16 protein-coding genes are annotated in these 17,383 nt (G+C 65.7%); 15 read left to right on the forward strand and 1 reads right to left on the reverse strand.

The genetic code is table 11. The annotated features are described in order from the left end of the window. The first annotated feature begins 1 nt into the window (after position 1). From EAE28_RS13005 to EAE28_RS13075, 15 genes are all read left to right on the forward strand, one after another. A complete protein-coding gene (locus EAE28_RS13005; protein ID WP_220443931.1) occupies positions 2 to 1,486 on the forward strand; it encodes a carotenoid oxygenase family protein in 1,485 nt (494 codons plus the stop codon). After that, entirely contained in the window at positions 1,486 to 1,893 is a 408-nt protein-coding gene (locus EAE28_RS13010; RefSeq protein WP_127106920.1) for a lipocalin-like domain-containing protein, read from the forward strand. The genes EAE28_RS13005 and EAE28_RS13010 overlap by 1 nt, the downstream gene beginning before the upstream one ends. Next, positions 1,893 to 3,566: an aldehyde dehydrogenase family protein gene (locus EAE28_RS13015; RefSeq protein WP_220443932.1), complete on the forward strand. Its 1,674-nt coding sequence runs from the start codon at positions 1,893 to 1,895 to the stop codon at positions 3,564 to 3,566. The genes EAE28_RS13010 and EAE28_RS13015 overlap by 1 nt, the downstream gene beginning before the upstream one ends. Next, complete coding sequence (locus EAE28_RS13020; protein WP_246022351.1) at positions 3,559 to 4,476, forward strand: NAD(P)H-dependent flavin oxidoreductase; 918 nt, start codon at positions 3,559 to 3,561, stop codon at positions 4,474 to 4,476. The genes EAE28_RS13015 and EAE28_RS13020 overlap by 8 nt, the downstream gene beginning before the upstream one ends. After that, entirely contained in the window at positions 4,473 to 5,681 is a 1,209-nt protein-coding gene (locus tag EAE28_RS13025) for an acetyl-CoA acetyltransferase (protein ID WP_127106924.1), read from the forward strand. Before EAE28_RS13020 ends, EAE28_RS13025 begins: the two co-directional genes overlap by 4 nt. Positions 5,682 to 5,711: 30 nt before the next feature. Then, positions 5,712 to 6,890: an acetyl-CoA C-acyltransferase gene (locus tag EAE28_RS13030; RefSeq protein ID WP_127106926.1), complete on the forward strand. Its 1,179-nt coding sequence runs from the start codon at positions 5,712 to 5,714 to the stop codon at positions 6,888 to 6,890. After that, positions 6,887 to 7,822, forward strand: a complete 936-nt coding sequence (locus EAE28_RS13035) for a winged helix-turn-helix transcriptional regulator (RefSeq protein ID WP_127106928.1) — start codon at positions 6,887 to 6,889, stop codon at positions 7,820 to 7,822. The genes EAE28_RS13030 and EAE28_RS13035 overlap by 4 nt, the downstream gene beginning before the upstream one ends. After that, entirely contained in the window at positions 7,819 to 8,703 is an 885-nt protein-coding gene (locus tag EAE28_RS13040; RefSeq protein WP_127106930.1) for a branched-chain amino acid ABC transporter permease, read from the forward strand. Before EAE28_RS13035 ends, EAE28_RS13040 begins: the two co-directional genes overlap by 4 nt. Positions 8,704 to 8,706: 3 nt before the next feature. Then, complete coding sequence (locus EAE28_RS13045; protein ID WP_127106932.1) at positions 8,707 to 9,783, forward strand: branched-chain amino acid ABC transporter permease; 1,077 nt, start codon at positions 8,707 to 8,709, stop codon at positions 9,781 to 9,783. Beyond that, positions 9,780 to 10,544, forward strand: a complete 765-nt coding sequence (locus tag EAE28_RS13050; RefSeq protein WP_127106934.1) for an ABC transporter ATP-binding protein — start codon at positions 9,780 to 9,782, stop codon at positions 10,542 to 10,544. Before EAE28_RS13045 ends, EAE28_RS13050 begins: the two co-directional genes overlap by 4 nt. Positions 10,545 to 10,546: 2 nt before the next feature. Then, positions 10,547 to 11,317 carry an ABC transporter ATP-binding protein gene (locus tag EAE28_RS13055; RefSeq protein ID WP_127106936.1) on the forward strand — a complete coding sequence of 257 codons (771 nt, stop codon included), beginning with the start codon at positions 10,547 to 10,549 and terminating at the stop codon, positions 11,315 to 11,317. A 5-nt stretch (positions 11,318 to 11,322) separates the two neighbouring features. Next, entirely contained in the window at positions 11,323 to 13,149 is a 1,827-nt protein-coding gene (locus tag EAE28_RS13060) for an AMP-dependent synthetase/ligase (protein WP_127106938.1), read from the forward strand. A gap of 70 nt (positions 13,150 to 13,219) precedes the next feature. Continuing rightward, on the forward strand, positions 13,220 to 14,392 hold the full coding sequence (locus tag EAE28_RS13065) for an ABC transporter substrate-binding protein (protein WP_127106940.1): 1,173 nt from the start codon (positions 13,220 to 13,222) through the stop codon (positions 14,390 to 14,392). 182 nt (positions 14,393 to 14,574) lie between these two features. Continuing rightward, positions 14,575 to 15,492: a hypothetical protein gene (locus EAE28_RS13070; protein ID WP_127106942.1), complete on the forward strand. Its 918-nt coding sequence runs from the start codon at positions 14,575 to 14,577 to the stop codon at positions 15,490 to 15,492. Between the two features lie 31 nt (positions 15,493 to 15,523). Continuing rightward, positions 15,524 to 16,174 carry an acetyltransferase gene (locus EAE28_RS13075; RefSeq protein WP_127106944.1) on the forward strand — a complete coding sequence of 217 codons (651 nt, stop codon included), beginning with the start codon at positions 15,524 to 15,526 and terminating at the stop codon, positions 16,172 to 16,174. Here EAE28_RS13075 and EAE28_RS13080 read toward each other — a convergent pair. Then, on the reverse strand, positions 16,169 to 17,155 hold the full coding sequence (locus tag EAE28_RS13080) for a DegT/DnrJ/EryC1/StrS family aminotransferase (RefSeq protein WP_164736627.1): 987 nt from the start codon (positions 17,153 to 17,155) through the stop codon (positions 16,169 to 16,171). The genes EAE28_RS13075 and EAE28_RS13080 overlap by 6 nt on opposite strands. Positions 17,156 to 17,383: the final 228 nt, after the last annotated feature.

Raw genomic sequence — 17,383 nt, forward strand, 5'->3', positions numbered from 1 at the left:
CATGAGTGTAAATCATATCCCCGACGAGCAGGACTGGTTCGTCCCGAACGCCAGCATGGCCGGGCCTTTCGCGCCCAACAATGTGGAAAGCGTCGAGCAGGATCTTGAGGTCATCGGCGAACTGCCCAGCGATCTCAACGGTCTTTATGTGCGCAACGGGCCGTCGCCCGCCCATGCGCCGCATGGCAAGTACCACTGGTTCGACGGTGACGGTATGCTGCATGCTGTCCGGTTCGAGGGGGGCAAGGCGACCTACCGCAACCGGTTCGTGCAGACCGACGGGTTGAAGGCCGAGAATGCTGCCGGTGAACCCCTGTGGCCGGGTCTGAAAGAGCGCATGCCCGAGGGCGTGCTGCCCGATGACGCGATGAAGAACGTGTCCAACACCGATGTAAAGTTCCACAACGGCAAGCTTTACTCGATGTGGTATCGCGGCGGCGCGGTCTATACCGTCGATCCCGGCAGTCTGGTGACGCTGGGCAAGCTGGAGCAAGACCCGCGTCTGGTAGGGCTGCAAATCTCGGCCCACAGCCGGGTGGATGAGGCGACGGGCGAGTTCATCTTCTTCGCCTATGGCAACCGCCACCCCTACATGCATTACGGCGTGATCGGCGCCGATGGCGCGCTGAAAACCTTCATGCCGGTCGAGCTGCCCGGCCCGCGCCTGCCGCATGATTGCGCGATCACGCAGAATTACACGATCCTGCATGACTTCCCGCTGATCAACACGCCCGCTGCGCTGGAACGGGGCCGCTACAGCCTTGAGTTCCATCAGGATTGGCCGACCCGCTACGCCGTCATCCCGCGCCACGGCACGCCCGAGCAGATCCGCTGGTTCGAGTTCAAGCCGCGCTACATGCTGCACGTCGCCAACGCCTGGGAAGAGGTCAACGCGCAGGGCGAGACCGAGATCGTCATGCTGGGCACACCCTATGTGAACCCGCGCGGCTATGATGGCGGGCTTGATGTGCAGAAACTCCTCTACACCATCGGCACGCAGGGCACGGACTATGAGCTCTACCAGTGGCGCATGAACCTGACCACGGGCATGACCCGTGAAGGGGTGGTCGATGACATCCTGAACACCGAATTCCCGATGATCAACACGGCGTTTCAGGGCCGCAAGAACCGCTTCACCTATAACGTGCTGATGGGCCGCCCGCGCACGCTGGAGCAGCCGCATTTCGCCGGGTTGGTGAAGTACGATCTGCAGACCGGGGCCGCGCTCGCCTATCATCCGGGTGAGGGGTACTGGTTTTCCGAGGCCCCCTTCGCGCCGCGTGACGGGGCCACGGAAGAGGACGACGGCTATGTCGTGGGCTTCGTGTGGAACGGGCTGGCGAACCGCTCCGAGGTCTGGGTCACCGACGCGCGCGACATCGCCAAGGGGCCGGTCGCGCGGGTGATCCTGAAGCACCGGGTGCCGCACGGGTTCCACTCGTGCTGGGTGCGCGGCGATCAGCTGACCGCAGCGCAGGTTGCGTGATGCTGCAAGGAACGTGGAAGCTGCTGGGTTGGGAAATCGAGTCAGAGGATGGGCGCGTTGCCCATCCTTTTGGCCCCGACGCCACGGGTCTGATCCATTACACTGCGGACGGTGGGATGGCGGCGTGTATCGCGCGCGCGGATCGTCCGCGCTGGAGCACCGGCAACCCGCGCAAAGCGCCCGAGGGGGAGCGGCTCGCGGCGTTCGAGAGCTATTTTCACTACGCCGGGACGTGGCGGATTGAAGAGCGCGACGGGCAAACCGTGGTGATCCATTCGGTCACCCACAGCCTGAACCCCGATTTCGTCGGCTCGGAACAGGTCCGCAACGTTGATCTGCAGGGCGACCGCCTGACGTTGTCCGCACAGGAAGGCCCGCGCCATCACCGGCTGCGGTGGAGGCGCTGATGTTTGACCATGCCAAGACCTTTGAGCGCGCGCAAGCTGCCTGCGCCAGCCGCGAATGCTGGTCGCCTTTCCCTGAGATGCCAAAGCTTTACCCCGATGCCGATATCGCCGCCCCCGCTGGGCTGGCCGCGTTCGAGGCGATGCTGGGCCAGCCCTTTGCGCTGGATCTGCCCGGCGTGACGGGCTGGGGGGGCGAAGAAATCTCGCCCTACACCCAAGCGCCGTTGGGCATCACCTATCCCCAAGCCGACCCCGATACCCTGTTCGCAGCCGCCAAGGCCGCGATCCCGTCTTGGGCCGCGGCGGACATCGACACCCGGCTGATGCTGTTGATGGAGGGGCTGGATCGCCTCTACCGCGACCATCTGTTCACGCTGGTTAACGCGGTCATGCACACCGCCGGGCAGAGCTATAACATGGCCTATGCCGGGTCCGGCGTGAACGCGCTGGATCGCGGGATCGAGGCGCTGGTTTATGCCGAGCAGGCGATGCGCGCCGTGGCCCCCAGCGCGCGCTGGGCGCGGCGTTTCGGGCCGTCCGAGATTGCGCTGGAGAAAACCTATCGCCTGATCCCGCGCGGTGTGGCGGTGTGTTTCACCTGCGCCAGCTTTGCGACGTGGAACGCCTGGCCGTCGATGCTGGCCAGCCTCGCCACCGGCAACGCGGTGATTATCAAGCCGCATCCGGCCAGCGTGCTGCCGATGGCGATCACCGTGCGGGTGTTCCGCGCGTTGCTGGCGGAACAGGGGTTCGATCCTAATCTGGTGACGCTCTGTCTGGACACGGTCGCGGAACCCTTGGGCAAGGTGCTGATCAAGCACCAGGATTGCGCCATCGTGGATTTCACCGGCTCGGCCCGCTTCGGCCAATGGGTCGAGGCCAACGCGCACCCGGCGCTGGCCTTCACCGAAACCTCGGGCTGCAACACGGTCGTGCTGGCCGGGGCCGATGATCTGGACGCCGCGATCCGCGCGCTGGCCACGACGATGTGCATGTTCTCGGCGCAGATGTGCACCAGCCCGCAGAATGTCTATCTGCCGCCCGAGATTGACACGCCCGCAGGTCCCGTGCCGCGCGATGTGGTGGCCGGGAAGCTGGCCGATGCCATCGCAGCCCTGACGCAAGACCCGCGCAAGGCGTCGATGATCCTTGCCACCGTGCAGGCCGAACCGACGCTGGGGCTGATTGGGTGGGTGCGCGAACAGGCCCAGACGCGCGGCCGCGTGCTGCTCGACAGCCGCGCCTATCCGCACCCCGATTTCCCCGACGCCCGCACGGCGACGCCTCTGCTGGTGCAACTGGGCAAGGACGCGCGCGATCTTTACGCCGAGGAACGCTTTGGCCCCATCGGCTTTGTCATCGACTGCGACAGTCCTGACGATGCGCTGGCGCAAGCCACCACGGACGCCCGCAACAACGGCGGGATCACCGGCTTCCTTTATGCCCGCGATGAGACGTTCATCACGCAGGCCGAGGATGCCTATGCGCAGGCCGGCGCCCAGCTGACCATCAACCTGACCGGCGCGATGCCGCTGAACTTTGCCGCTGCCTACAGCGATTACCACGTCACCGGCCTGAACGGCGCGGGCAATGCGACGCTGACCACGCTCGGTTTCGTCGCCCCGCGCTTTGCCGTGACGCAATCCAGACGACCCGTGAGGAATGATGCCTGACACCCTGCGCCTGCCGGTCTTTGCCGCGCCGATGTTCCTGATCTCGGGCCCCGATCTGGTGATCGCGGCCTGCAAGGCGGGGATTGTCGGAGCGTTTCCGACCCCCAACGCCCGCACGCAAGAGCAGCTCGATGACTGGATGACCCGCATCACCGCTGCGGTGGGCGATGCGCCGTGGTGCGCCAATCTGGTGACGCATTCCACAAACGCCCGCCTGCCGCAGGATCTGGAGATGATCGCCAAGCACAAGCCGCCCTTCGTGGTGACCGCGCTCGGCTCGCCCAAACCGGCGATCGAGACGGTGCATGCTTACGGCGGCAAGGTCATCGCCGATGTGACCACGGTGAAACTGGCGCGCAAGGCGGTCGAGGCCGGGGCGGACGGGCTGGCCTGCATCTGCGCGGGTGCGGGCGGGCATACAGGCACATTGTCGCCCTTTGCCTTTGTCAGCGCGGTGCGGTCGTTCTTTGACGGGATCGTCATTGTCGGCGGCGGGATCAGCGATGGCTGGGGCGTTGCCGGGGCCATCGCGGCGGGGGCGGATTACGTCTACATGGGCACCTCGTTCATCGCGGCCAGCGAGAGCATGGCGCCCGAGGCGTACAAGGACATGGTCGTCGCCGCGCAAATCGACGATCTGCTGGTCAGCGCCGGGATTACCGGCACACCGGCCAGCTGGCTGAAACCATCGCTGCGCGCCAACGGGCTGGACCCTGACGCCATGCCCGACGCGCCCAACCGTGCCTACGACAGCAACCAGAGCTTCAAGGGTAAGCGATGGGCGGATGTCTGGGCGGCGGGACAGGGCGTCGGCGCGGTGACGGCAAGTGAGCCGGTTGCGGCGATTGTCGAGCGGCTGGCCGGTGAATTCGACCGCGCCGTGGTGCGCTTGGGGCGGGGGGTAGCATGACCTATATCTTAGGCAGTTCGCAAAGCGATTTCGCCCGCGCCTGGTCGCGGGAAGGGCTGGATCTGTCGGACATGATCCGCTCATCCGTTCTGGACGCGCTGGAGGATGCGCGGGTCGATGCGGGCCAGATCGCCAGCATCCATGTCGGCAACGCCTTTGGCGAGATGCAGCGCGGGCAGGCGCATCTGGGCGCGATGGTCGCGCAGATGGTGCCCGAGTTGTGGGGCGTGCCCGCGATGCGGCATGAGGGGGCCTGCGCGTCATCGTCCTTGGCGGTGCTGGCCGCGATGGCCGAGATCGAGGCGGGGCGGTACGACTGCGTGCTGGTGGTCGGGGCCGAGGAGTTCAAGAACACCAAGGGCGACGTGGCTTCGGTCAATCAGAACGCCGCGGGCTGGCAGGGGCGTGAGGATATCGACTGCAAATTCCTGTGGCCTGCGGTGTTTGGCTTGGCCGCGCAGGAATACGACCGGCGCTATGGGCTGGATCGCAAGTATCTGAACCGTATCGCGGAATTGAATTACGCAAATGCTCGAAAGAACCCGCTGGCGCAGACGCGCGGCTGGGAATTTACCGATCTCAGCTTCACCGATGACGATTTCGCCAACCCGGTGATCGAGCCGGGCACACGGCGGCAGGATTGCGGGCAGATCACCGATGGCGCGGCCTCGCTGGTGCTGGCCTCGCCCGCCTTCGCCGCCGAGTGGTCGCGCCGCACCGGCAAGCGCGCGGCAAAGATCGCGGGCTGGGGGCATCACAACGCCGGGCTGCGGTTCCGCGACAAGCTGGAGCGCAGCGGCGAGTATGTCTTCCCGCATGTGCGCCAGACGATTACCGATGCGTGGAAACGCGCCGGGATCACCGGGATCGAGGCGGTCAGCGGGGTCGAGACGCACGACTGTTTCACCACCACCGAATACATCGCCATCGACCATCTGGGCCTGACCGCGCCCGGCCAAAGCTGGCAGGCGGTCGAGGATGGCACCATCGAGCATGGCGGGCGCTGCCCGGTGAACATGTCCGGCGGGCTGATCGGCTGCGGGCATCCGGTGGGCGCCACCGGCACCCGCATGCTGCGTGACGCGGCGCGGCAGGTGCTGGGGCAAGCGGGCGCGCTGCAGATCGAGGGCGCGCGGCGGATGCAGACGGTGAATATTGGCGGCTCTTTCGGGACCGTCGTGAGTTTTGTGGTCGAGGCCCAGTAAGAGGCCCGATCAAACGGAAGGGGGGACGCGATGACCGAGATCGTCATCATCGACGCGCTGCGCACGCCGCGCGGGCGGGGGAATGCCAAGGGCGCATTGCATGGCGTGAAGCCGGTGGACCTGTTGGCCGCGCCCCTGCGGGCGCTGGCTGAACGGCACGGGCATCAACCGCTGGCCGATGCAATCTTTGGCTGCGTCACGCAAACCGCCGAGCAGGGGGCCAATATCGGCAAGCTGGGGCTGATCGCGGCGGGCTATCCTGACGCGGTGCCCGGCCTGACGATCAACCGCTATTGCGCCAGTGGGATCACCGCCGTCGGTCTGGCCGCGCTGCGCGCGCAGGCGGCGGACGGGCTGGCAATTGGCGGCGGGGTCGAGAGCATGTCGCGGGTGCCGATGGCTTCGGACAAGGGCGCGCTGACCCATGATTTCGACTTTCAGAAGGCCGCCGGGCTGATCCCCATCGGTATCAGCGCCGACGCGGTCGCTACGGCTGAGGGTTTCACCCGCGCCGACTGCGACGCCTACGCGGCCGAGAGCCAGCGCCGGGCGGTGGCGGCGCGTGAGAGCGGGGCCTTTGCCGCGCTGGTGCAGGTCGGCGGGTTGACCGCCGACGAAACCCCGCGCGCCGGAACCAGTGCCGAGGGGCTGGCCGCGCTTGCCCCGGCCTTTGCCGAGATGGGCGAGAAATACGGGCTGGATGCAGCGATCATGGCGCATACCGGGTTGGACCGGGTGGAGCACGTCCACCACGCGGGCAATTCGCCCGCCATGGCCGACGGGGCCTCGGCGGTGCTGATGGGAACGGCGGCGGCGGCTGAGCGCGCCGGGCTGAAACCCCGCGCGCGCATTCTCGCGGTGGCCGAGCTGTCCGTGGACCGGGTGCTGGCGCTGACTGGCTCGGTCGAGGCGGCGCAGGCGGCGCTGGCGGAAGCGGGGCTCACCGCTGACGACATCGACCTCTTTGAAGTGAACGAAAGCTTCGCCGCCCTTGCTCTGCATTTCGCCCGCCACATGGGTGTCCCGCTCGACCGGCTCAACGTCAACGGTGGCGCGATTGCGCTGGGGCATGCGATGGGCTCGACCGGGGCCGCGCTGATAGGCACCGCGCTGGATGCGCTGGAACGCCGGGGCGAAAAGCGCGCCCTGATCGCGGCCTGCGGCGCGGCGGGCCTCGCCTCGGCCCTGATCATCGAGCGTATCGCATGAGCCAACAGCCCGATCTTGATCTGATCCGCGACGCGCTGTCGACCTCGACGCTGAGCCATGCGCTCAAGCTGATCGGCGACCGCTGGACGATGCAGATCCTGATGGGCGCCTTCATGGGCGTCAAACGCTTCGACGATTTCCAGACCAAGCTGGGCATCCCCCGGCGGACCCTGTCGGAACGGCTCAAGGCCATGGTGCAGATGGATCTGCTGCGCCCGCGCCTGTATCAGGAACGGCCCGAGCGTTTCGCCTATCACCTGACCCACAAGGGCATGGCGATCTATGAGGCGACGCTGATGACCTGGGACTGGGAGCAGCGTTTCGGGGAAAACCGGATCGAGCTGCCGACCCGGCTGGTCCACAAGACCTGCGGTCATGGCTTCATGCCGCAGATGACCTGCGAGGCCTGCGGCGAAGTGGTCACGCTGCGCGATCTGGATCTGGGGCTGAAGCCCAACCCGCATCTGCCGCATGACCCGGCAGCGCCAATGCGCACGCCCAAAGTGACGGTGAACGACGGCGCGATGGCCAATCTGGCGCTGCGCATGGACCGCTGGACCCTGATGATCATTTCGGCGCTGATCCTTGGCTGTCGGCATTTCGACCAGATCGCCCAGGTGCTGCGCATCAGCCCGCCGCTGCTCAGCCGCCGCCTGACCGCGATGATCGACGCGGGGCTGATGACGGTGGAACCCGACCGTGAGGATGGCCGCCGCCGCGTATATCTGCTGACCGCCGCCAGCCGGGGGTTGTTCCCGTATATCGTGCTGCTCAGCACCTGGTCGTCCGAGCATCTGTTTCACGAGCAAAGCTCGATCCGTCCCCGCCACAAGGCCTGCGGCAAGGCCTTTATCCCCCGCGCGACCTGCGGCCATTGCCACGACCGGCTCAAGGCCTGGGACGTGCGTTTCGAGACAGGAGAGACCGCATGAGCAGCGCGCTGGAACTCTTTGCGCAGCTGACCGTCAACGGCATCGCCGTGGGCGCGATCTATGCGCTGGTGGCCTTGGGGATCGTGCTGATCCACAAGGCAACCGAGGTGCTGAACTTCGCCCACGGGGATCTGCTGGTCCTGTCGGCCTTTTCGGCCTGGGCGCTGATCGAGGGGGCGGGCCTGCCGTTCTGGCTGGTGCTGCCCATCGTCGCGCTGGGCATCGGCGTGGTGTCTTACGGCATCGACGCCGTGATCGTGCGCCGTATTGCCGGGCAGCCGCAATTCGCAGGCGTCATGCTGACCATCGCGTTGGCCTTCATGCTGCGCGGGTTGGTGATGATGGGCTTTGGCACGGATTCGCAAAGCTATGACACGCCGTGGTCGGGCCAATCCACCACCGTGCTGGGCGTCACCATCGCCGATCTGTCGCTGGTGATCATGGGCGTGGTCTTTGTCATCGCCGCGCTGCTGTGGGTGTTCTTTCGCAAGACCCGGCTGGGCGTGGCGATGCAGGCCGCCAGCCAGAATCAGTTGGCCGCGCATCTGAACGGGGTGCGGGTCAAGCGGCTGAACTCGCTGGTCTGGGCGCTGGCCGGGGTGACAGCGGCGATTGCCGGGATGTTTCTGGCCCCGGTCACGCTGGTCGATACCGCACTGTGGCTGATCACGCTCAAGGCGCTGGCGGCGATCGTGCTGGGCGGTTTCGGCAGCCTGCCGGGCGCGGTGCTGGGCGGCGTGCTGATTGGCCTGATCGAGCAATACGCGGGCGTCTATCTGCCCGACGGTTTCAAGGACATCGCGGCCTATTTGGTGCTGATCGCGGTGTTGATCCTCAAGCCCAACGGGCTGTTGGGCGATGCACACGGGCGGAGGGTCTGAGCGATGCGGTTCGATTATCATACACGCTACCGGCAGGGCTTTGCGCTGCTCAGGCATCCGTCCGACTGGCTGGCTTACGGGTTGCTGGCCGTGGTGCTGCTGGCGCTGCCGTTCTTTGCGTCGACCTATCTGATCGGTGAGCTGGGCTATGTGCTGATCCTGTGCATCGCCGCGATGGGGCTGATGGCGCTGACCGGCTTCACCGGCCAGGTCAGCCTGGGCCACGCCAGCTTTGTTGCCATCGGGGCCTATGCCCATGCGTGGCTGCTGGCGCAGGGCGTGCCGTTTGTGCTGGCGCTGCCGCTGGCCGGGGTGATCTCGGCCGAGGCAGGGCTGGTGGTGGGCATTCCGGCGATCCGGGTGTCGGGCCTGTATTTGGCGATGGTGACGCTGGCGTTTTCCATCGTGGTCGAGCAGGTCATCGGCATGTGGCGCGGGGTGACCGGCGGGTTCATGGGGATGCTGGTGGAAACGCCGCGCATCTTCGGTGTGTCGGTCGGTGCGCCGAAATACTTCTACTATGTCTGCCTGTTCGTCGCCGTTCTGGTGCTGCTGGCGCTGGCCAATCTGATGCGCTCAGGGATCGGTCGCGCCTTTACCGGCGTGCGGGATTCCGAGGCGGCAGCCTATGCGCTGGGCATCGAGGTCAAGCGCGTCAAGGTCGGGGCCTTTGGCCTGTCCGCCGGCATCACCGGGCTGGCGGGCGCGCTGATGGCGCATCACATCGGCTATCTGACGCCGGACGCCTTTACCCTGCTGCTCTCGCTGGATCTGGTGCTGATGGTGGTCATCGGCGGCATGGGCAGCCTGCGCGGGGCAATCTTGGGCGCGGTGCTGATCAGCTTTCTGCCCAAGGGCGTGGCGCTGCTGAAATCCGCGCTGCCCGACGCGATGGCGCGGCAATCGGGGCTGGAGATCTTTGTCGCCGGTCTGGTGCTGGCGCTGTTCGTGCTGTTCGAGCCGATGGGGCTGAATGGCCGCTGGCTGAAGCTGCGTGCGCTGTTTGAAAGCTTCCCGCTCTATCGCCGCGACACCTTCCGCCGTCAGAAAACCTATATGAAATCGGAGCGCAGCCGATGACCGGACCCTTGCTGGAACTCGACAAAGTGGCGCTGCATTTCGGCGGGCTGGCGGCGATCTCGGATCTGTCAATCAGTGTGAATGCCGGTGAGGTGCTGGCGGTGATCGGGCCGAACGGCGCGGGCAAGACCTCGATGCTCAATCTGGTCACGCGGGTGTTCGAAGCGACCAAGGGCCGCATCCTGTTCAAAGGGCAGGACATCGCCCGCGCGCCGCGCTCGAAGATCGCGCATCTGGGAATCGCGCGGACGTTTCAGAACATCGAGCTGTTCGATGCCGCCAGCGTTCTGGACAACCTGCTGCTGGGCCGTCACCGCTTTGGTGCCGGGGCGTGGTGGCAGCAGGTGCTGCGGACGCCGGGCCTGACGCGGCGCGAAGAAGACCACCGCGCCAAGGTCGAAACGGTGATCGAGTTTCTGGATCTGTCGGCATGGCGCAACGCGCAGGTGGCCAGCCTGCCTTACGGCGTGCGCAAGGTGGTCGAGCTGGGCCGCGCCCTGTGTTCCGAGCCCGAGATCCTGTTTCTGGACGAGCCCGCTTCGGGCCTGAACCCTGAGGAAACGCGCGATCTGGCGTTCTGGATCGACGATATCCGCAGCGATCTGGGCATCACCGTGGTGATGATCGAACACGACATGTCGCTGGTCAGTGCCGTTGCCGACCGCGTGGTCTGCATGGCGCAGGGGCGGGTGCTGGCGCAGGGCACCTCGGCCGAGGTGCAGGCCCATCCCGATGTCATCAGCGCCTATCTGGGGACGTGAGCATGCTCTTGGACGTACAAAATCTGGAAACCTGGTACGGGCCGATTGCCGCGATGAAAGGCGTCAATCTGACCGTGGCCGAGGGGCGCATCACCGCCGTGCTGGGCGCCAATGGTGCGGGCAAGACGACGCTGCTCAATACGCTGGCCGGGGTGGTCGATCCGTTCAAGGGCAAGGTGCTGTTTGAGGGGGTCGAGGTTCAGGGGCTGGACGCCGACGCGGTGGCCCGGCGCGGGCTGGTTCTGGTGCCCGAGGGGCGGCAGGTCTACCCGTTCCTGTCGGTGCGCGACAACCTGATGATGGGCGCTTTTGCCCGCCGTGACCGCGACGCGATTGCGCGGGACATCGAGCGGGTCCACCAGTGGTTTCCCCGGCTGAAAGAGCGTGACACGCAGCACGCGGGGCTTCTGTCGGGCGGCGAGCAGCAGATGGTGGCGATTGGCCGCGCCTATCTGTCCGCGCCCAAGCTGTTGATGCTGGATGAGCCCAGCCTCGGCCTGTCGCCGATGCTGACGCAGGAAATCTTCACCATCATCCGCCGGATCAGGGATGAGACCGGCACCGCCGTGCTGGTGGTCGAACAGAACGCCGCCGTCGCGCTCAAGCATGGTGATGACGGCTATATCATGGAGCTGGGGCGCATCGTCGCCGCCGATACCTGCGCCGCGCTGAGCGAAAAGGAAGACGTGCGCGAGGCCTATCTGGGCGGCGGCGGGGGCGAGGGCCTGTCAGGCACCGCGCAGCGCTGGAAGCGGAGGAAGACCTGGAGATGAACGCGATGACCCCGCTGCCCGTCAGCTTTATCGGCCATGACACCCCCGCCCGCGTGTTCCGCGCCCGTGTTGCCGAATGGGGCGACCAGCCCGCTCTGCGCCACAAGCTGCGCGGGCTGTGGCAGAGCTACAGCTGGACCGAGTATTACGCCCGCGCCCGCGCCTTCGGGCTGGCGCTGAACGCGCTGGGTGTGGCGCGGGGCGAGTGTATCGCCGTGCTGGCCGAGAACCGCCCGGAATGGCTGTTCGCCGATCTGGGCGCGCAATGCATGGGGATTGTCGGCAACGGCGTCTACCCCACCGCCGCGCCGGAACAGCTGCGCTATATCCTGACGGATTCCGATTGCCGGGTGCTGGTGGTGGAAAATCAGGAGCAGTTGGAAAAGGCGCTCTCGGTCCGCGCCGACTGCCCCAAACTGCTGCGCATTCTGGTGATCGAGCGCGAGGGCCTGCGCAAGCTGGACGATCCGGCGGTCGAGTTCTTCGACGATTTCGTCAAGCGCGGTGAGGGTCTGGCGGCGACGCAGGCAGCCCTGTTCGAAGAAGCAATCGACGCCAGCCGCCCGCAGGATCTGGCGTTTCTGGTCTATACCTCGGGCACCACGGGCGCGCCCAAGGGCGCGATGATCTCGAACCGCAACGTCGTGTTCCAGATGAGCAAAGCGCCGGAATATCTGGACGCCAAGCCGGGCGACAAGTCGCTCAGCTTCCTGCCGCTGTGCCATATCGCCGAGCGCATGGCCTCGGTCTTCAACGCGATCGCGCTGGGCCTGATCGTGCATTTCCCCGAAAACGCGGGTACCGTCACCAATGACATCCGCGAAGTCGCGCCGCATGTCGTCTTCGCCCCGCCGCGCTTCTGGGAGAAGATGAACAGCCAGATCGAGCTGTTCCTGCGCGATGCTATCGCCCCCGCGCGCTGGGTCTACGCCCAGGCGCTGGCGCGGGGCGCGGCCAGCGTCGAGGCGCAGCTTGAAGGGCGCAAGCCGCCGTCGCAGGGTCCGGTGACGCGGCTGCTGACCCGGCTTGCCTTCCGCAACATCCGCATCTTTCTGGGTCTGCAAAATTGCCGCAGCGCGCTGACCGGCGCGGCCCCGGTACCGCCCGATCTGATCCGCTGGTTCCTGTCCATTGGCATCGAACTGCGCGAGGCTTTCGGCATGACCGAAACGGCGGGCTTCGCCGCCTCGACCCCCAAGGGCGCGATCCGGCTGGGGTGGGCGGGCACCCCCGCTGGCGGCACCGAGATCCGCATCGGTGACGCGGGCGAGATCCTGATCCGGGGCGACAACGTCTTTGCCGGGTACTGGCGCAACGCTGAGAAAACCGCCGAGACCGTGACGGCTGACGGCTGGTTGCACACCGGCGATTGCGGTGAAATCAGCGCCGAGGGCTATCTGGCGATCCGTGACCGGATCAAGGACATCATCATCACCGCCGGCGGCAAGAACATCACGCCGACGCAGATCGAAAGCCAGCTCAAATTCAGCCCCTATATCACCGACGCGGTGGTCATCGGCGAGGGCAAGCGCTTCATTACTGCGCTGGTGATGATCGACCTCGAACACGTCGCGCGCTTCGCGCAGGATCAGGCGATCCCCTACACCGATTTCGCAAGCCTGACCCGCGCGCCCGCCGTGGTCGATCTGATCCGCGGCGAGATCGAGGCGGTGAACCCGCGTCTCGCCCGCGTCGAGCAGATCAAGAATTTCCGCATCATCGACCAGCTTCTCACAGCCGAAGACGAAGAGCTGACCCCGACGATGAAGCTGAAACGCAAAGTCATCGCGCAGAAATACGCGACGCTTATCAACGGCATGTACCCGTCCTGAGGCGGCAGGAGGGAAGGAGGAGCATGTTCGTGATCACAGCAACCCGCCATGTCCATCAAGGGAGGACGCCATGTCTATGAATCGTCGTCAGATGCTTGCCACCAGCGCCGCTGCGCTGGCTTTGGGCGGCAGCCTGCGCCCGGCGCGCGCCGCCGGTGTTTCGGCCGGTGAGATCGTCGTCGGCACCCATCTCGACCTGTCCGGTCCCGCCGCTGCGGGCATGCCCGCGCTGCGCAATGCGACTGAGCTGGCGCTGGCGCAGGCGAATGCCGAAGGCGGCATCCACGGCCGTCAGGTCCGCCTGATCGTCGAGGATAACGGCAGCCAGCCGCAGCTGGCGGTGCGCGCCGTGCAGAAACTGATCCGCTCGGACGAGGTCTTCGCGCTGCTCAACCCGTTCGGCTCGGGCACCAACGCCGCCACCATCGGCGCGGCGGTCGAGTCGGGCACCGTGGTCTTTGGCCCCTGGGCCGCGTCGGCGATCATGCATCAGGTCGCGGGCGGCTCGCCGCTGTTGTTCACCACCGTGCAGAACTACAACACCACGACCGAGCGCGCGCTGAACTGGGCGCTGCCCGAGTGGGGCTCGCAGCGCGTCGGCGTGATCTACATGGAGGGTCCGTTCGGCGACCTGATCCGCGCAGGCGTCACCCCGGCGCTGGCCGCCGCAGGTCTGACTGTGACCGAGGAAGCCGCTTACCGCCCCGGCGACATCGACTTTTCCAGTCAGGTGGCGCGGATGCGGGCGGCCAACGTCGACACGATTATCGCGGCCACGATCACCCGCGAGACGGTGGGTGTCATGGCCGAGATCAAGCGGCTGGGCTGGGACGGCGTCAAGGTGCTGACGGCGATTCCGGGCCGCTCGACCGTGGTGGCGCGTCTGGGCGGGGCCGATACCGAGGGGCTTTACGGCGTCGGCGGCTGGCGTCTGCACGGCGAGGATACCACCGACACCGGCGCGCAGGCCTTCATCGCAGCCTATCGTGAGGCTTACGGCGCGGTGCCGGACGAGAACGCGGCGAATGCGTATTCCTACACCAACTGGTTCCTGAACTCGTTGCGCGCTGCCGGTGAGGATCTGACCACCGACAGCTTCGTCGAGGGCGCGCGCGCCACGTCCCACGACGACTTCACCACCTACACCGAGCAAAGCTTCGTCGAGAACCACGCGATGCCGGAAATGGTCTCGGTTGACCGGATCGAAAACGGCGTCTGGGTGCCGCAGACCGAACCGTTCTGATCCACGCTCACCAACGCTGCCCCGCGCCCGGTCCGCCCGGCGCGGGGTTTTTCATGGTTGCGCAAAGGATATCCCTCAGGCGCGCTTCGGGCAGGGCAAGATTGCCCCTGTGGTCAGAGTGACCTAGGGTCGGTCACTCCCCGCGCATGCCCGGTTCAGCCGGGCCGATGAAAGATGACGCCATGGCCTCAGATCCCGCCCTTGTTCGGCCCGCGCGGCCCATCTTGGTAAACTGCCCGACGTTTGACGAAAACAGCGGCGGTGTGATTGTGCTGCATGCGCTGGTTGATCGGCTGCGCACGCTTGGAGTCGAGGCGTATGCCGTTCAGATCCCGAAAGACTATGCGGCGGTGAAATCGCCTGTAGTCCGCGCCTTGCGACGCTGGAACAGTCGCAGGAAGCAGCGCGGCTTTCAGACCCATCCCTCGCTGGATGTTCCGCTTGCTCCGCCCGGGCGCGTTAACGAGGCGATCGTTGTTTACCCCGAGACGGTTTCAGGAAACCCGCTGGGTGCGTCCCGCGTGGCGCGCTGGTTGCTGAACCGGCCCGGACTGTTGGGCGGGGATGCAGAGATCGCGGCAGGGGAAGAGGTGTTCTTCTACCAGCAGGCCTTTGCGCAGGACGTTCAGGGCCTTCCCGCCGACAGGTTGCTGCAATTGCGCTGGCTGCGCGACGATATTTACAAAGATCGCGGTGGTCCAAGATCGGGTGCCTGTCGGATGATCCGCAAGGGAACCGACACGCTGGATCAGATCCCGCACCCTGATGATGCGATCCCGCTGGATGAGAAAAGCCACGCCGAAATCGCCGAGGTCTTCAACAGGACAACGGTCTTCTACTGCCACGATCCTTACACGATGTACGCCTATTACGCCGCGCTTTGCGGCTGTACCCCCGTCGTCATCCCCAAGCCCGGACTCAGCGCGCAAGAATGGCGGGCCGGGTTTGAGTTGAAGCACGGGGTCGCGTATGGCGTGGACGAGATCGCGTGGGCGAAGGCGACGCGTGGCCAGCTGATCGCCGACATGGCGGCGGCGAAGGCCTCGGAAACCGAAACGGTGGTGCAGTTTCTGGCGGTGCTTCAGGCGCGTTTCGGCTAGGGTGCGGTCAAGAGCGGACAGGGAGACAACGGTGCGCGACATTGCGATTTACGGCTGCGGCGGGTTCGGGCGCGAGGTGTTGCAGATCATCCATGCGTTGAACGCGCAGGTGCCGCAGTGGACGTGTCTTGGTTTTGTGGTCGATCCGGGCATCGCGCATCCTGACACGGTGCACGGCCTGCCGGTGGTCGAGGATATCGCGATGCTGGAACGGGGGACGCGCGCCGATCTGGCCATCGGCATCGGCGCGCCGCTGGTCCGCCGCCGCGTGGCCGACCGGATGGCGGCCAACGGCCACGCCTTTCCCGCGCTGGTTCACCCGCGTGCGTGGCTTGGCGAAAATATCTCGCTAGGCGAGGGGGTTCTGGTCTGCGCGGGGGCCTGCCTGACGACGGACATCACCGTTGACGCCCATGTTCACATCAATCTGTGCGCGACGGTCGGTCATGATGCCGTACTGGGCGCTTGTTCAACCATCAGCCCCGGCGCGAATATTTCAGGCAATGTCACCTTGGGGGCTGGCGTCGATATCGGCACCGGCGCGACGGTCATTCAAGGCGTCAACATAGGAGAAGGCGCTGTGATCGGGGCGGGCGCGGCGGTTGTCCGCGCGATACCGCCCCTTTGCACAGCCGTCGGCGTGCCCGCCAAAATCATCAAGACCGGCGCGGCTGCGCTATAGCAACCGCGCGATTTCGGCTTCCAGCGCGCTGTCAGACAGGCCTGCGACATCCGGGTGGGTCGGGATGTTCACCAGATGCGCATACAGGGCCAAGGTCTGGGGCAGGTTGGCGAGAGGTTTGTAATATTTGCCAAACGTCAGCTCACCGGGCTCGCTGATCCGTTCCAGCGGGATCTCTTTGGGCGCAAGGTAGCCCCAGCTCATCGCCGGGGCCGTCGGGCCAAACGGCCGAAGCGGCACAAGGCCCAGACCGCTGGCGATCCGGTGCACACGCTCGGCCTGTTCAAGGTATTGCGGCTCCCATTGTGACACCGTCTCAAGCCGGTCGATCAGGAAGGCACAGGCAATATCCGAGATCTTGCCATTGTTGAGCCAGCAGCCGGGGTCTTGGGGCGCGGGTCCGTAGTTGAGCAGGCTGTAGAACTCCTCGGCGCTGTCCGCAGGTGTGATCGCCAGCCCGCCCTCGCCCATGCCGTAGGGTTTGGTGTGGTGCAGGCTCAGCGCTTGCCACGGCCAGTCCGGCATGGTGCGGCTGATGCCTGCGGCGTTGTCGATGAGCAGAAACTTCCCGGTTTCGCGTGCAAAGGCGATATAGTCGCTGAAACCCTCGAACAGTCCGAAGGGGTTAACGACGATGATGCCGTCAAAGCTGTCCTGTGGCAGCGCCCGCACCGCATCGAGATCCAGCAGCCCCTGACGGGTGCAATCGACAAGCGCCATATCCGCGAAATAGCCGCGCCCGAGGTTCTGAAAGCTGAACGCCGAACCAACCCATTTGAGCCTGCGCCCCTGACGCAGGGACAAGAGTTTCGCCATGGCCTCAAGTGCGATGCCCGCGTTCGAGCAGGGCGTCACCGAGCGGGTGCTGTCCAGACCGAAATGCGCCGCGTAATTTTGCGCAAGCATGGTGTACAAGGGACCGCGGTTCGCCCAGGTGTTCTGCGCGGCGCACAGCTCAAGCAGGGTCGAGATGCGCGCCATATCCGGTGCTTTTTGATTAACAAATTTTATCATTGCGGAGCGGTTTCACTGTTAAGGGCACAAAGGGTCAGTACTGCGGTCTTCAGGGTGTCGAAAAGCGGCTTGAACGTCACAAGTGGTTGTCATCGGCGACTGAGGCAAACCTCAGCGAGTTTCCGCTCGCCGGTTGATAGGGGCTAGCCAGCGCAAACGTGACCTTAGTTCGCGCGATCACAGAAACCTAGCGCG

Source organism: Pararhodobacter zhoushanensis (assembly GCF_003990445.1).
Lineage (GTDB): Bacteria > Pseudomonadota > Alphaproteobacteria > Rhodobacterales > Rhodobacteraceae > Pararhodobacter > Pararhodobacter zhoushanensis.

Excerpts from the sequence above, each read along its gene's own strand:
- EAE28_RS13050 (WP_127106934.1), top strand. The coding sequence starts at position 9,780 with ATGACCGGACCCTTGCTGGAACTCGACAAAGTGGCGCTGCATTTCGGC.
- EAE28_RS13080 (WP_164736627.1), bottom strand. The coding sequence starts at position 17,155 with ATGGCGCGCATCTCGACCCTGCTTGAGCTGTGCGCCGCGCAGAACACC.
- EAE28_RS13030 (WP_127106926.1), top strand. The coding sequence starts at position 5,712 with ATGACCGAGATCGTCATCATCGACGCGCTGCGCACGCCGCGCGGGCGG.
- EAE28_RS13005 (WP_220443931.1), top strand. The coding sequence starts at position 2 with ATGAGTGTAAATCATATCCCCGACGAGCAGGACTGGTTCGTCCCGAAC.
- EAE28_RS13045 (WP_127106932.1), top strand. The coding sequence starts at position 8,707 with ATGCGGTTCGATTATCATACACGCTACCGGCAGGGCTTTGCGCTGCTC.
- EAE28_RS13060 (WP_127106938.1), top strand. The coding sequence starts at position 11,323 with ATGACCCCGCTGCCCGTCAGCTTTATCGGCCATGACACCCCCGCCCGC.
- EAE28_RS13020 (WP_246022351.1), top strand. The coding sequence starts at position 3,559 with ATGCCTGACACCCTGCGCCTGCCGGTCTTTGCCGCGCCGATGTTCCTG.
- EAE28_RS13070 (WP_127106942.1), top strand. The coding sequence starts at position 14,575 with ATGGCCTCAGATCCCGCCCTTGTTCGGCCCGCGCGGCCCATCTTGGTA.
- EAE28_RS13055 (WP_127106936.1), top strand. The coding sequence starts at position 10,547 with ATGCTCTTGGACGTACAAAATCTGGAAACCTGGTACGGGCCGATTGCC.
- EAE28_RS13065 (WP_127106940.1), top strand. The coding sequence starts at position 13,220 with ATGTCTATGAATCGTCGTCAGATGCTTGCCACCAGCGCCGCTGCGCTG.
- EAE28_RS13015 (WP_220443932.1), top strand. The coding sequence starts at position 1,893 with ATGTTTGACCATGCCAAGACCTTTGAGCGCGCGCAAGCTGCCTGCGCC.
- EAE28_RS13025 (WP_127106924.1), top strand. The coding sequence starts at position 4,473 with ATGACCTATATCTTAGGCAGTTCGCAAAGCGATTTCGCCCGCGCCTGG.
- EAE28_RS13040 (WP_127106930.1), top strand. The coding sequence starts at position 7,819 with ATGAGCAGCGCGCTGGAACTCTTTGCGCAGCTGACCGTCAACGGCATC.
- EAE28_RS13035 (WP_127106928.1), top strand. The coding sequence starts at position 6,887 with ATGAGCCAACAGCCCGATCTTGATCTGATCCGCGACGCGCTGTCGACC.
- EAE28_RS13010 (WP_127106920.1), top strand. The coding sequence starts at position 1,486 with ATGCTGCAAGGAACGTGGAAGCTGCTGGGTTGGGAAATCGAGTCAGAG.